Source organism: Bacillus cereus group sp. Bce041, assembly GCF_052646455.1.
In genome coordinates this window covers 714,479-728,618 of the sequence record NZ_JBQXON010000001.1, presented here as the reverse complement: position 1 = coordinate 728,618, position 14,140 = coordinate 714,479, and the positions used below count along the sequence as shown (strand labels likewise).

Below are 14,140 nucleotides of genomic sequence, written 5' to 3'. Positions count from 1 at the left end.
CGCTAAGAAAACCTTGTTATCTCTTGATAACAAGGTTTTTTGTGTATTTGAAATTAGTTGTTAATAAACTTCTCAAATACAAAACCATAATCTTTCACATTATATTGTTTCTTCGTATCAACAAGCCAGTTAAAGGCAATCTCGTTCATTTCTTTAAATTGCTCTGCTAAATTTACTTGTGCGTTTGAAATGCGGCTAAAGGCATTAGATGCCATATCTAAACTTTTATGTGCATATTGTAATGTAATATCGTTGTCGTATGAAATTTCTTCGATTTTAAGTAAAGCCTTATATAAATCTTTTAATTCTTCAATATGTTTTTTATGAACATCAATTGAGTAATGTTCATCGCCCATTTGAAACTTAATTTCTACATCTAAATCAATCGTTCCTGCAGTTTCGAGTGCTACGTTTTTAATTTGATATTTACTATAACGAAAGCGGCGTAGTGTACGTTTTTTACTTGTTGCGCTTGTACCGTCTAAGTGAATTAACCCTTTGTTTGTGAAGCAATATTCATCTGATTTCGATTTAATTAGAAAGTAAATTTTCTCTCCATCTTCATGCATTACATAATCATCGGCATCGACCTTATCATAGTCTTTAGGTGTAATAACAGAACCTACATCGCTTAGTCCTAATACATCTGCGGCCATTTTTTTAAACATATATAATCCCCCTTGTAAATTAAATTCTTAATTGTATAAAAATATATTAACATGATTTTCATCCTTTGTTTTCTTGTAATACGAAAATATCTGAAGGTAAGTTAAGAAAAGTAATGAATAATTATTTTGATCCTAAATTATTTAGTAAATCTATTAGTTTAAGATTGGATTCTCCGAAAAATAACCAAGAGAAAAAAGTTAATTTTGCAAGTGATTATAGAGAAATTCCGTGAAAGCACCTCAAGCTATGTGAGGTGTTTTTCTATCCTCTTTTGAAATCTTACAATTCTGTAAGGTAACTGTAAGGTAGTTCGATGGTAACAAATTGCTAATCTTTTATAATGAAGATAACAACGATAAAACGAGGAGGCAGAAATGATGAAAGGATTAGTTGTAACGGGCTTAACGGTTGCTTTTGGATTTGTAGCATATGAGAAATTAACGTATGTAGTTGATGTTGTGAAACATTTGATTGCTTAGAGAAAACAGCCATGAGAGGGAAAGGGAATGAGTGAATGAATGGAATGGTTATTTGGAATTATAGGTACTTGTAGTGTAGTGTTATTGTTCTTTGTCCCAAGTGGTATACTTAGTTCGACAACAAGTTTGTTCTTCTTAAGTTTGTTTGCTTGTACGATGCTTATTATTATGTTTTTAATGAAGCGAAGTAAACCAATCTTCTATTTTAGCATGATTGTTATGGCAATTATTGTTCTCCAAATTATTACCCTTGTAATATACCCCACAATTATAAAAGCTTTCCATTAATGATGAATCCTCTGCGCTTGTTGCTGGGGATTTTTATTTGTACAATTTTAATTTTTAGTAGAGATTTATTCGTATTGGAATGTAAAAATTAAATATTTTTATATTTCAAACAAATAGTTTTGGGATGTTGTGTTCTCATTACGCATTTGATATATTTACTTTGAACATAATTAAAATCAAGAAAAAGAGGCGGACGTATGGATAAAAAAGAAAATACGGTCGTATTGTTTCCACAACTATCAGAGCGCTATATTGATGAAGGTTTTTTAGCGCTGAAAGAGCGGAAGTTCGAAGATGCATTGCGCTGCTTTGAAATATTACGTCAGTATAATGCGGAAACGGAACAAACGGAATTAGCTTCAGTTATTTGTTTACTCGAATTAAAACGTATGGAAGAAGCGAAAGACAAATGTGAACAGTTGCTTAAAACAGGAGTTGTCTTATTTGGTGATATTCTTGAAACGTACGTGACTATTTTAGTTCAAACAAATGATTATGAAGGTGTTATTGAAACTGTTGAAAAGGTTTTACAAACGAAAGATATAATGCCTGATCAAAAGGAAAAATTAGCGCAACTTGCTTTATTTGCAGAAGGTATGCTCAATGAGGGAGACGCATCGCTAGTCGATTCAAATTTTGAGTTGGATGAGTTTACTAATGAAATTTTTGGAGAAAACTTTGGACAGAAGCTAAGAGCGATTCAGCGACTTTCGTTAAAAGACTTAGATCTTGCATTACCTGTTTTAAAGAAATTTTTAATAGAAGAAGAGCAACACCCCTATTTGAAAACTTCTATTTTGTATAAAATGATAGAAAGTCAGGTAGAAGAGGAAATAGAGGTAGAAAAGTTTGGGAATACGATTAAGGTAATTCCAGCATTTACAGGTCATAATGAGGAGCAATCCAATAACATTATACATAAATTATCAAGTCGATTAGAGCAAAATTATCCCGATATATTTGAAGCAATGGTTACATTTTGGAAAGAATTGCAAATTAGTGTTTTCCCATTTGCTCTATTAATGGATAAAGAAGAGATTTGGTCAGCTGTTTTAGAGAGAATTGGAAGAAAGCGTTTCGGATTGGCTATTGATGAAGAAGAGCTTATGGCAGCATACAATATCGAATTGGAAGAGTTTCATATTGCCTATCAATGGTTATTACGTGTTGAAAGAGAAGGATATTTGCCCGTATAATTATGAAAAAGAATCGTTCAGTTCTTGAAACGAGCATATTCTATGTTATAATGTAAGGGTTGCAAAAGGCAGAAAACTGCCTGTTTGTAAGAGAAGAGAAGTGTAATTCTCTTACTTAATATGTTTCATATTATTCTCGAACAAAATATACCGTAGTTGTCTTCTGGGCAATTAGTAGATTGGAACATTATATCTGAAAGCTTTTGCTAGAGGATTATTTGTCTATTTGTTATTTCAAAAAAGAGATAATGAAGATCTTAATCTATAGAGGTATGTGCATACATTATTATAGTTGGAGGGAAAGAATAAATGTCTACAAAATGGGAAAAATTAGAAGGTAACGTTGGCGTTTTAACAATCGAAGTTGATGCTAAAGAAGTAAACAACTCTATCGACGCTGCGTTCAAAAAAGTAGTAAAAACAATTAACGTACCAGGTTTCCGTAAAGGAAAAATGCCTCGTCCATTATTCGAACAACGCTTTGGTATTGAATCTTTATACCAAGATGCTTTAGATATCATTTTACCAAAAGCATACGGTGAAGCGATTGAAGAAGCTGGTATCTTCCCAGTTGATCATCCTGAAATCGACATCGAGAAGTTCGAAAAAAATGCTAACCTTATCTTCACTGCAAAAGTTACAGTGAAACCTGAAGTTAAATTAGGTGAGTACAAAGGTTTAGCAGTAGAAAAAGTTGAAACAACTGTAACTGACGAAGATGTAGAGAACGAATTAAAATCTTTACAAGAACGTCAAGCTGAACTAGTTGTTAAAGAAGAAGGAACTGTTGAAAACGGTGATACAGCTGTAATCGACTTCGAAGGTTTCGTTGATGGCGAAGCATTTGAAGGCGGAAAAGGCGAAAACTACTCTCTAGCAATCGGTTCTGGTACATTCATCCCAGGTTTCGAAGAGCAAGTAATCGGTCTTAAATCTGGTGAGTCTAAAGACGTTGAAGTATCATTCCCAGAAGAGTACCATGCTGCTGAATTAGCTGGCAAACCAGCAACATTCAAAGTAACAATTCACGAAATCAAAACAAAAGAACTTCCTGAGTTAAACGACGAGTTCGCTAAAGAAGCAGACGAAGCGGTTGCAACTCTTGATGAATTAAAAGCAAAACTTCGCACAAACTTAGAAGAAGGCAAAAAGCACGAAGCTGAGCACAAAGTACGTGACGAAGTAGTAGAATTAGCTGCTGCTAACGCTGAAATCGAAATTCCAGAAGCTATGATCAACACTGAGTTAGATCGTATGGTTCGTGAATTCGAGCAACGTTTAAGCCAACAAGGTATGAACCTTGAGCTTTACTACCAATTCACAGGTACTGATGCTGACAAATTAAAAGAGCAAATGAAAGAAGATGCACAAAAACGTGTAAGAATCAATCTTGTTCTTGAAGCTATCATTGAAGCTGAAAACATCGAAGTTACTGAAGAAGAAGTAACTGCAGAAGTTGAAAAAATGGCTGAAATGTACGGTATGCCAGTAGACGCTATCAAGCAAGCTCTTGGAAGCGTAGACGCTTTAGCTGAAGATCTTAAAGTGCGTAAAGCTGTAGACTTCTTAGTAGAAAACGCTGCATAATAAAATAACAAGGCACGATTAAAATCGTGCCTTGTTTTATAAATATAGAAATATATTTATAAAACTTTTCGATGGAGAAGGAAAAGTTCCTTTACAAGTCGAATATACATATTTCAAAAGTTTTAAAATTTTTTTATTTGTACATAACTAGTCATATTATTTGTATTTCTCGCCACGTAGTGACATAATATGTATTTACATACGATACATTTATCGTGTACATACGAAGGCAAGAGGTTAGCACTTTGTAAGGGGTGTGAAAATATGTTTAAATTTAATGATGAAAAAGGGCAATTAAAATGTTCTTTCTGTGGTAAAACACAAACGCAAGTTCGAAAGTTAGTGGCAGGTCCAGGTGTTTACATTTGTGATGAGTGTATCGAACTTTGTACTGAAATTGTACAAGAGGAGCTTGCGAAGGACGAAGAAGTAGAATTCAAAGATGTACCGAAACCGGTAGAAATTCGTGAAATCTTAGATGAGTATGTCATCGGGCAAGATAGCGCGAAAAAAGCACTAGCGGTAGCGGTATATAACCATTACAAACGCATTAATTCTAACAGCAAAATTGATGATGTAGAATTAGCGAAGAGTAATATCGCACTTATCGGGCCAACAGGTAGTGGTAAAACATTACTTGCACAAACGTTAGCGCGTATTTTAAATGTTCCATTTGCAATCGCGGACGCAACATCTTTAACAGAAGCTGGATATGTTGGGGAAGATGTAGAAAATATCTTACTAAAATTAATTCAAGCAGCTGATTATGATGTAGAGAAAGCGGAAAAAGGAATTATTTATATTGATGAGATTGATAAAGTGGCACGTAAGTCCGAAAATCCATCAATTACACGTGATGTATCTGGTGAAGGTGTGCAGCAGGCACTTCTGAAAATTTTAGAAGGTACTGTAGCAAGCGTTCCACCTCAAGGTGGTCGTAAGCATCCGCACCAAGAGTTTATTCAAATTGATACAACGAACATCTTATTCATTTGTGGTGGAGCGTTTGATGGCATTGAGCCGATTATTAAACGTCGCCTTGGTGAAAAAGTAATTGGATTTGGTTCTGAGAAGAAAAATGCTGATGTGAATGAGAAGCATGTTTTATCTCACGTATTACCAGAGGATCTTTTAAGATTTGGTTTAATTCCAGAGTTTATCGGTCGTCTTCCAGTTATTGCGAACCTAGAGCCACTTGATGAAGATGCTCTTGTTGATATTTTAACGAAACCGAAAAATGCACTTGTTAAGCAATTCCAAAAATTATTGGAGCTTGACGATGTTGAGTTAGAGTTTGAAGAAGGTGCACTAATCGAAATTGCGAAAAAAGCAATTGAACGTAAAACGGGTGCTCGTGGACTTCGTTCTATTATTGAAGGCTTAATGCTTGATGTAATGTTCGAACTTCCATCTCGTAAAGATATCGAGAAGTGTATTCTTACAAAAGAAACAGTAGCTGATAATGAGCCGCCAAAATTGGTGTTACAAGACGGTACTGTACTTGATACAAAAACATCTGCATAATGCGAAAGGGAAACAGCAATTTTTATAATTGCTGTTTTTCTTTATGTTTAGCTACGTTCCTCCGCGGAAATACTAAGAGATAAAATATTGCGGGAGGAAATAAATAATGAGCTGGACAAATATATTTTTAGTTGTTCAACTTGTTTTTGGTGTAATTGTCGGATTGTATTTCTGGCATTTACTTCGAAATCAACGAACACAAAAAGTTTCAATTGATCGAGAATCGAAAAAAGAATTAGAACAGCTTCGTAAAATGCGTGAGATTTCTTTAACAGAGCCGCTAGCAGAAAAGGTGCGTCCTACAACCTTTTTAGATATTGTAGGGCAAGAGGACGGAATTAAGTCGTTAAAAGCGGCTCTTTGTGGTCCGAATCCGCAACATGTAATCATATATGGCCCGCCAGGTGTTGGGAAAACAGCGGCAGCACGTCTTGTATTAGAAGAAGCGAAACGAAATCCTAAATCTCCATTTCGTACGAATGCAACATTTATTGAACTTGATGCGACAACAGCTCGGTTTGATGAACGTGGTATCGCAGACCCTTTAATAGGTTCGGTGCATGATCCGATTTATCAAGGTGCTGGGGCGATGGGGCAAGCAGGTATTCCGCAACCGAAAAAAGGTGCTGTAACAGATGCACATGGTGGTATTTTGTTTATTGATGAGATTGGCGAGCTCCATCCGATTCAAATGAACAAAATGTTAAAGGTGTTAGAAGATCGAAAAGTATTTTTAGAAAGTGCGTACTATAGTGAAGAAAATACGATGATCCCAACATATATACATGATATTTTCCAAAAAGGCTTACCGGCAGATTTTCGCTTAGTTGGAGCAACGACACGTTCGCCAGAGGAAATTCCTCCTGCTATTCGGTCACGTTGCTTAGAAGTATTTTTCCGTGAATTAGATACGGAAGAAATTCAAAAAGTAGCGAAAAATGCCGCGGAAAAAGTGGAAATGCAAATAGGTGAAAATGGTATTGAAATGATCGGGATGTATGCAAGGAATGGACGAGAAGCGATTAATCTCGTGCAAATCTCTGCTGGTATGGCGATAAATGAAGAACGTTCTTTCATTAAGGATGAAGATATAGAGTGGGTTGTTCACTCAAGTCAGCTTACACCGAAATATGAAAAGCGCATTTATCCGATTCCAAGGATTGGTCTTGTAAATGGTCTTGCTGTATACGGACCAAATACAGGTGTGTTATTAGAAATTGAAGTAACAGCAATCAAGGCGAAAGATAAAGGATCGGTAAATGTTACCGGAATTGTGGAAGAAGAAAGTATTGGTAGTCAAACGAAATCGATTCGTCGTAAAAGTATGGCGAAAGGCTCTGTTGATAATGTATTAACAGTACTTCGTTCTTTAGATGTGTTGCCAGAAGGATATGATATACATATTAATTTTCCAGGTGGTATCCCGATTGATGGCCCTTCTGCAGGAATCGCTATGGCAACAGGTGTATATTCTGCGGTGCACCGCACGTATGTAAATAATGAAGTAGCGATGACAGGGGAAATAAGTATACACGGAGAAGTAAAACCTATTGGTGGCGTGTACGCAAAAATAAAAGCTGCGAAAAAAGCGGGAGCTAAGAAAGTCATTATTCCTGCTGAAAATATGCAACCATTTTTGTATACGATCAAGGGAATTGAAATTATTCCTGTCCGTAAGTTAAAAGAAGTATTTGAGTTAACGTTTATGCAAGAAAATATGCATAGAGAGCTAGATGTACATACTAAGGTAGACGAAACTGATGCACAATCTATGTGAAAATAAACAATAATAAAATTTGCCAGACTTCGTTTAAGTTTGTATGCTTAATCGGAGTCTTTTTTCTTTTCGTGAGGTAGAAAAACAAGCTATTTACAATTGCGCGGAATCTCAGCAATTGCATCTAGGTGTATTGTAATATAAAATAGTTGAACAGGAGTTTAATTTATTATGGAGGTGCTATGTCTAGTATGAATACGAACGAAAGAATCGTGCCCCTCCTACCATTAAGAGGCGTTCTCGTATATCCAACGATGGTTTTGCATCTTGATGTAGGACGTGATAAATCGATACAAGCACTAGAGCAGGCGGCAATGGATGAAAATATCATCTTTTTAGCAATGCAAAAAGAAATGAATATCGATGATCCGAAAGAAGATGACATATATAGTGTAGGTACGGTGGCGAAAGTGAAGCAAATGTTAAAATTGCCGAACGGTACGCTTCGTGTCCTTGTGGAAGGTTTACATAGAGCAGAAGTAATAGAGTTTATCGAAGAAGAAAATGTAGTACAAGTGTCGATTAAAACGGTAACTGAAGAAGTAGAAGATGATTTAGAAGAGAAAGCTCTTATGCGTACGTTACTGGAGCATTTCGAACAATATATTAAAGTTTCGAAAAAAGTTTCAAATGAAACATTTGCAACGGTAGCTGATGTGGAAGAACCAGGGAGATTAGCTGATCTAATTGCTTCTCATTTGCCGATTAAAACGAAGCAGAAACAAGAGATTCTAGAGATTGTATCTGTAAAAGAACGATTACAAACACTTATTTCAATTATTCAAGATGAACAAGAGTTACTTAGCCTAGAAAAGAAAATTGGGCAAAAAGTGAAACGTTCCATGGAGCGCACGCAAAAAGAATATTTCTTACGTGAGCAAATGAAGGCGATTCAAACTGAACTTGGCGACAAAGAAGGCAAGGGCGGAGAAGTAGAAGAACTTCGTGAGAAAATTGAACAGTCAGGAATGCCGGAAGAAACAATGAAGGCTGCGCTGAAAGAATTAGATCGTTATGAAAAGTTACCAGCAAGTTCTGCGGAGAGTGGTGTTATTCGCAATTATATTGATTGGTTATTAGCGCTTCCGTGGACAGAGGCAACAGAAGATATAATTGATCTTGCTCATTCGGAAGAGATTTTAAATAACGATCATTACGGTCTTGAAAAAGTGAAAGAGCGTGTACTTGAATATTTAGCTGTACAGAAGTTAACGAATTCATTAAAAGGACCTATCCTTTGTTTAGTAGGCCCTCCTGGGGTCGGCAAAACTTCGTTAGCGCGTTCAATTGCAACATCATTGAATCGTAACTTCGTCCGTGTATCTCTTGGTGGTGTGCGTGATGAATCTGAAATTCGTGGTCACCGCCGTACATATGTTGGAGCAATGCCAGGACGCATTATTCAAGGTATGAAAAAGGCGAAAACAGTTAATCCAGTCTTCTTATTAGATGAGATTGATAAAATGTCTAACGATTTCCGTGGAGATCCATCAGCGGCATTACTTGAAGTATTAGATCCAGAACAAAACCATAACTTCAGTGATCATTACATTGAAGAACCATATGATCTATCAAAAGTTATGTTTGTAGCAACTGCTAATACACTTTCAAGTATTCCAGGTCCATTACTTGACCGTATGGAAATCATTTCGATTGCTGGCTATACAGAACTTGAAAAAGTACACATTGCTCGTGAGCATTTATTGCCGAAACAATTAAAAGAACATGGCTTACGAAAAGGTAATTTACAAGTGCGTGATGAAGCGCTGCTTGAGATTATTCGTTATTATACACGTGAGGCTGGTGTTCGTACGCTAGAGCGCCAAATTGCAAAAGTTTGCCGTAAAGTAGCGAAGATTATCGTTACAGCAGAACGTAAACGTATCGTTGTGACAGAGAAAAAGATTGTTGATTTACTTGGTAAACACATATTCCGTTATGGGCAAGCTGAAAAAACAGACCAAGTTGGTATGGCAACAGGTCTAGCTTACACAGCAGCAGGCGGCGATACACTTGCCATTGAAGTTTCTGTAGCGCCAGGAAAAGGGAAACTAATTTTAACAGGGAAACTTGGGGATGTTATGAAAGAATCAGCACAAGCTGCGTTTAGTTATATACGTTCTCGTGCAGAAGAGCTTCAGATCGATCCGAATTTCCATGAGAAAAATGATATTCATATTCACGTTCCAGAAGGAGCAGTTCCAAAAGACGGACCGTCAGCAGGTATTACGATGGCAACGGCACTTATTTCTGCGCTAACAGGTATTCCTGTAAGTAAAGAAGTCGGTATGACAGGTGAAATTACACTTCGTGGTCGTGTATTACCAATTGGTGGTTTAAAAGAAAAAACATTAAGTGCTCACCGCGCAGGCTTAACAAAAATTATTTTGCCAGCAGAAAACGAGAAAGATTTAGATGATATTCCAGAGAGCGTAAAAGAAAACCTTACGTTTGTGCTTGCATCTCATTTAGATGAAGTATTGGAGCACGCATTAGTAGGAGTGAAACAATGAAAGTAACAAAAGCAGATATTGTAATTAGTGCTGTTAAACCAGAACAATATCCAGACAGTGATTTACCAGAAATTGCATTAGCAGGTCGTTCAAATGTGGGGAAGTCTTCCTTTATTAATAAAATTTTAAATCGTAAAAAGTTAGTACGTATTTCTTCTAAACCAGGAAAAACGCAAACGCTGAACTTTTTCTTAATCAATGAGATGATGCACTTTGTTGACGTTCCAGGTTATGGATATGCGAAAGTATCTAAATCGGAGCGCGCTGCATGGGGGAAAATGATTGAAACGTACTTTACAACGCGTGAACAATTAGACGCAGCTGTATTAGTAGTTGATTTACGTCACCAACCAACAAGTGATGACGTGATGATGTATGATTTCTTAAAGCATTATGAAATCCCAACAATTATTATTGCGACGAAAGCCGATAAAATTCCGAAAGGGAAATGGCAAAAGCATTTAAAAGTTGTAAAAGAAACGCTTGCTGTTGAAATTGGCGATGAAATTGTTCTATTCTCTTCTGAAACAGGACTTGGAAAAGAAGAAGCGTGGAAAGCAATTCATAAATTTACAAAAACAAAAAACGCGTGACGAATGTCGCGCGTTTTTGTTTTGCTAAATTTTTTAGCGTACGTTTAATGTAACTTCAATATTTCCTCGTGTTGCTTTCGAGTAAGGACATACACCGTGAGCCGCTTCTACAAGTTCTTGTGCTTCGCTATGTGAAACGCCAGCCACATGTACATCAAGTACAGCAGATAGGCCGAAACCACCATCTGTATCTTTTCCGATAGAAACGTGAGCAGTTACTTCTGTACTTTCTACTTTCACACGTTTTGTACGAATGACAAGTTGTAATGCACTATCGAAACAAGCTGCATAACCAGCTGCAAATAGTTGTTCTGGATTTGTTGCTTCTCCGCCTGCACCACCTAGTGCTTTCGGCATTTTTACATCAAGATTTAATATGCCATCATCTGAAACTACTTTCCCATTTCTTCCACCTGTTGCTGTTACTGAAGCAGTATATAATTTATCCATATTTATTCCCCTTTTCCATCATTAATTGTTTTCATTGTGTCAATCAGTTTATTTAGTTGAATTAATAAAGAGCGATATTCTTGCTCTGTAATTCCTAAGTTTGTAGCCATCGTTGTCGGTAATGAACAAGCCTTTTCCTTTAAATCTTTGCCCTGTTCTGTTAATTCAATACAAACTTTTCGCTCGTCTTCTTTGGAACGAACACGTTTTACAAGTTTTAATGATTCCATACGTTTTAACATAGGTGTTAACGTACCAGAATCTAAAAATAGACGTTCTCCAATTTCTTTTACTGTTAGTCCATCTTGCTCCCATAGTACGAGTAAAGTAATGTACTGGGGATACGTAATACCCATTTCTTCTAAATAAGGTCGATAAAAACGAGTAACCTCTCTAGAGCAGGCGTAAATAGAAAAACAAAGTTGGTTATCTAGATGCAAAGAGTCTTCTGTCATAAATAACTCCCTTCTAATTAAGTTGTGCACAATTTAATTTTGTAAAACTAATATAACGAAAAAGAAATGCAATGTCAAATACATTGTATTGAGAAAGTCTTTGTTACATTTTGGAACAATCATACATATTTTCCTTCATGATGAAAGAAGATAGGGAAGATGATGTTATAATTTATATGGAATAGTTTCCATCACTTGATTATGAGGGCTTTTTTTGGTAACGTACAAATAGAGTTATTAATTTATAATCATTATAAAGTAGAAATTTTTTTATTAGTGTTACTGAATCTCCTTTATTACATACGGAGAATAATTAAAAAATAATCGGTTGTTCACACGATTGTCAGATTCATAAGAGGAAAGTTGTATTATGATAGTAGATAAAGTGATAAAACGGGTGAAGGGGGACATGCTGCGTGCATATTCTTGTTGTTAGTGTAAATTATCGAACAGCCCCTGTAGAATTTCGTGAGAAACTCACATTTCAGGCAGCAGAACTAGAGCGAGCGATGACTACATTACAAAATCAAAAGAGCGTGTTAGAGAATGTCATTGTGTCAACTTGTAATCGCACTGAGATTTATGCTGTTGTCGATCAATTACACACGGGACGGTATTATATTAAGAAGTTTTTAGCTGATTGGTTTCAGCTTGAAATAGAAGAAGTCGCGCCATATTTAACTATTTTTGAACAAGATGGCGCAATAGATCATTTATTCCGCGTAACGTGCGGTTTAGATTCAATGGTAGTCGGAGAAACGCAGATTTTAGGTCAAATAAAAGATAGCTTTTTAGAAGCGCAACAAGTTAAAGCAACAGGCACAATTTTTAATGAATTGTTTAAGCAAGTCATTACATTAGCAAAACGTGCCCACTCAGAAACAACAATCGGGGAAAGTGCAATGTCTGTTAGTTATGCTGCTGTTGAGCTTGGAAAGAAAATATTTGGCGAGTTAACAGATTGTCATGTGCTTATTCTTGGTGCTGGTAAAATGGGCGAACTTGCACTACAAAACTTATATGGAAGTGGTGCTCGTAAAGTAACAGTTATGAATAGGACGCTTTCGAAAGCAGAAGTAATGGCTGAGAAATATATGGGACATGCAAAATCGTTAAGCGAATTACAATGTGCATTATTAGAAGCAGATATTTTAATTAGTTCAACTGGTGCATCTGAGTATGTCATTACGAAAGAGATGATGACAAAGGTGGAGAAAATGCGCTCTGGTCGTCCATTATTTATGGTTGACATTGCAGTGCCGCGTGATATTGATCCAGCGATTGATGAGCTAGAAGGTTCTTTCTTGTATGATATTGATGATTTACAAGGAGTAGTGGAGGCAAACCGTGCTGAGCGTTTGAAAGAGGCAGAGAAAATTCAATTTATGATTGAAGAGGAAATTGTTCTGTTTAAAACGTGGTTAAGTACACTTGGTGTTGTTCCATTAATATCAGCTCTTCGTGATAAGGCACTTGCAATCCAAAGTGAAACGATGGTAAGCCTAGAGCGAAAAATACCAAACCTTAGTGATCGTGAGAAAAAAGTTATTAGTAAGCATACGAAAAGTATTATTAATCAATTATTAAAAGACCCAATTTTAGTAGCGAAAGAAATAGCTGCTGAAGAGGGAGCGAGCGAAAAATTAGCGTTATTTGCAAAGATTTTTGATTTAGAAACGGAAGAAGTAGAGAGTCGTGCGGAAGAAGTAGAACATAAAAGAGTGTGGACACCATCCGTTCCATCTTTATAATTTGGAAGGATGATCGGATGAGTTTTTTAAATAACAGTATTATTTATCATATTGCAATTATTTTATATGCTTGTAGCATTAGTTTATATTTTATAGATTATTTCCAAAGTAACCGAAAGGCGAACCGATTTGCTTTTTGGTTACTTGCGATTGTATGGGTCCTGCAGTCTATTTTTATGTTGCTTAGAGCTACAGATTCAGAAACGAATCCTATTTTAACTTTATTATCAGGGATTTATTTTTATGTTTGGTTATTGATTACGATGTCGTTAGTTATTAATCGATTTATGAGAATTGACTTTTTAGTCTTTTTTACAAATGTTGTAGCATTTGGCGTAAGCGCTTTTTCTATTTTTACACCGCTCGGAAAGATGTCGCCAGTACTTGCGGAACAATTAGTTTCAGAACTTGTATACGTGCATGTCGGTATGGCAATTATTTCTTACGCAACGTTTACTGTATCGTTCATTTTTTCTATTATGTATTTATTGCAATATCGCCTATTAAAAAAGAAAAAATGGAATGCGAGATTAAGAAGGTTAGGGAATTTACCGAAGCTAGAATCTATGTCTTACGGATTAAATTTATTTTCTGTTCCATTTTTCTTACTAGCAATTTTATTAGGATGTATATGGGGATATACAAAATTGGATAATTTCCATTGGTATGATACGAAAGTAATCGGATCTTTTGTCGTTCTATTTGTGTATTGCACAGGTTTATATTTACGAGCGGCAGATGTGTTGCAAGGTAAGAAAATTGTACAGTGGAATATCGGATCGTTTCTCGTAATGCTAGTAAACATTTTTCTATTAAGCAGTTTGTCCAATTTCCACTTTTGGTATTTATAATGAGGAG

Annotated in this window: 12 protein-coding genes; 9 read left to right on the top strand and 3 right to left on the bottom strand. The window is 36.0% G+C overall.

The window, feature by feature from the left end; all coding sequences use genetic code 11:
• Positions 1-53 precede the first annotated feature (53 nt).
• Complete coding sequence (locus tag ACUN13_RS03785) at positions 54-668, bottom strand: PH domain-containing protein (RefSeq protein WP_000473863.1); 615 nt, start codon at positions 666-668, stop codon at positions 54-56.
• Positions 669-1,187: 519 nt separating this feature from the next.
• Between ACUN13_RS03785 and ACUN13_RS03780 the strand changes: the two genes are divergently transcribed.
• The 7 genes from ACUN13_RS03780 (at position 1,188) to ysxC (ending at position 10,626) form a co-directional block, all read left to right on the top strand.
• Complete coding sequence (locus tag ACUN13_RS03780) at positions 1,188-1,436, top strand: hypothetical protein (RefSeq protein ID WP_001983650.1); 249 nt, start codon at positions 1,188-1,190, stop codon at positions 1,434-1,436.
• Positions 1,437-1,633: 197 nt separating this feature from the next.
• On the top strand, positions 1,634-2,632 hold the full coding sequence (locus ACUN13_RS03775) for a hypothetical protein (RefSeq protein ID WP_445423669.1): 999 nt from the start codon (positions 1,634-1,636) through the stop codon (positions 2,630-2,632).
• A gap of 309 nt (positions 2,633-2,941) precedes the next feature.
• Complete coding sequence (gene tig, locus ACUN13_RS03770; protein WP_000105215.1) at positions 2,942-4,219, top strand: trigger factor; 1,278 nt, start codon at positions 2,942-2,944, stop codon at positions 4,217-4,219.
• A 264-nt stretch (positions 4,220-4,483) separates the two neighbouring features.
• Positions 4,484-5,743: an ATP-dependent protease ATP-binding subunit ClpX gene (gene clpX, locus ACUN13_RS03765; RefSeq protein WP_000472289.1), complete on the top strand. Its 1,260-nt coding sequence runs from the start codon at positions 4,484-4,486 to the stop codon at positions 5,741-5,743.
• 106 nt (positions 5,744-5,849) lie between these two features.
• Complete coding sequence (lonB, locus tag ACUN13_RS03760) at positions 5,850-7,520, top strand: ATP-dependent protease LonB (RefSeq protein ID WP_445423668.1); 1,671 nt, start codon at positions 5,850-5,852, stop codon at positions 7,518-7,520.
• 182 nt (positions 7,521-7,702) lie between these two features.
• Positions 7,703-10,033, top strand: a complete 2,331-nt coding sequence (gene lon, locus ACUN13_RS03755) for an endopeptidase La (RefSeq protein WP_000097289.1) — start codon at positions 7,703-7,705, stop codon at positions 10,031-10,033.
• Positions 10,030-10,626 (top strand): ribosome biogenesis GTP-binding protein YsxC, encoded by a 597-nt coding sequence (gene ysxC, locus ACUN13_RS03750; protein ID WP_000869116.1) that lies wholly within the window; start codon positions 10,030-10,032, stop codon positions 10,624-10,626. The genes lon and ysxC overlap by 4 nt, the downstream gene beginning before the upstream one ends.
• A gap of 33 nt (positions 10,627-10,659) precedes the next feature.
• On the opposite strand, the gene ACUN13_RS03745 is transcribed toward ysxC, so the two are convergent.
• Complete coding sequence (locus ACUN13_RS03745; protein WP_000359781.1) at positions 10,660-11,076, bottom strand: organic hydroperoxide resistance protein; 417 nt, start codon at positions 11,074-11,076, stop codon at positions 10,660-10,662.
• Between the two features lie 2 nt (positions 11,077-11,078).
• Positions 11,079-11,531, bottom strand: a complete 453-nt coding sequence (locus ACUN13_RS03740) for a MarR family winged helix-turn-helix transcriptional regulator (protein WP_000133916.1) — start codon at positions 11,529-11,531, stop codon at positions 11,079-11,081.
• Between the two features lie 416 nt (positions 11,532-11,947).
• On the opposite strand from ACUN13_RS03740, the gene hemA reads away from it, so the two are divergent.
• Both hemA and ACUN13_RS03730 read left to right on the top strand, forming a co-directional pair.
• Entirely contained in the window at positions 11,948-13,282 is a 1,335-nt protein-coding gene (gene hemA, locus ACUN13_RS03735; RefSeq protein WP_000547868.1) for a glutamyl-tRNA reductase, read from the top strand.
• A 17-nt stretch (positions 13,283-13,299) separates the two neighbouring features.
• On the top strand, positions 13,300-14,133 hold the full coding sequence (locus ACUN13_RS03730; protein ID WP_000008991.1) for a cytochrome c biogenesis protein: 834 nt from the start codon (positions 13,300-13,302) through the stop codon (positions 14,131-14,133).
• Positions 14,134-14,140 lie beyond the last annotated feature (7 nt).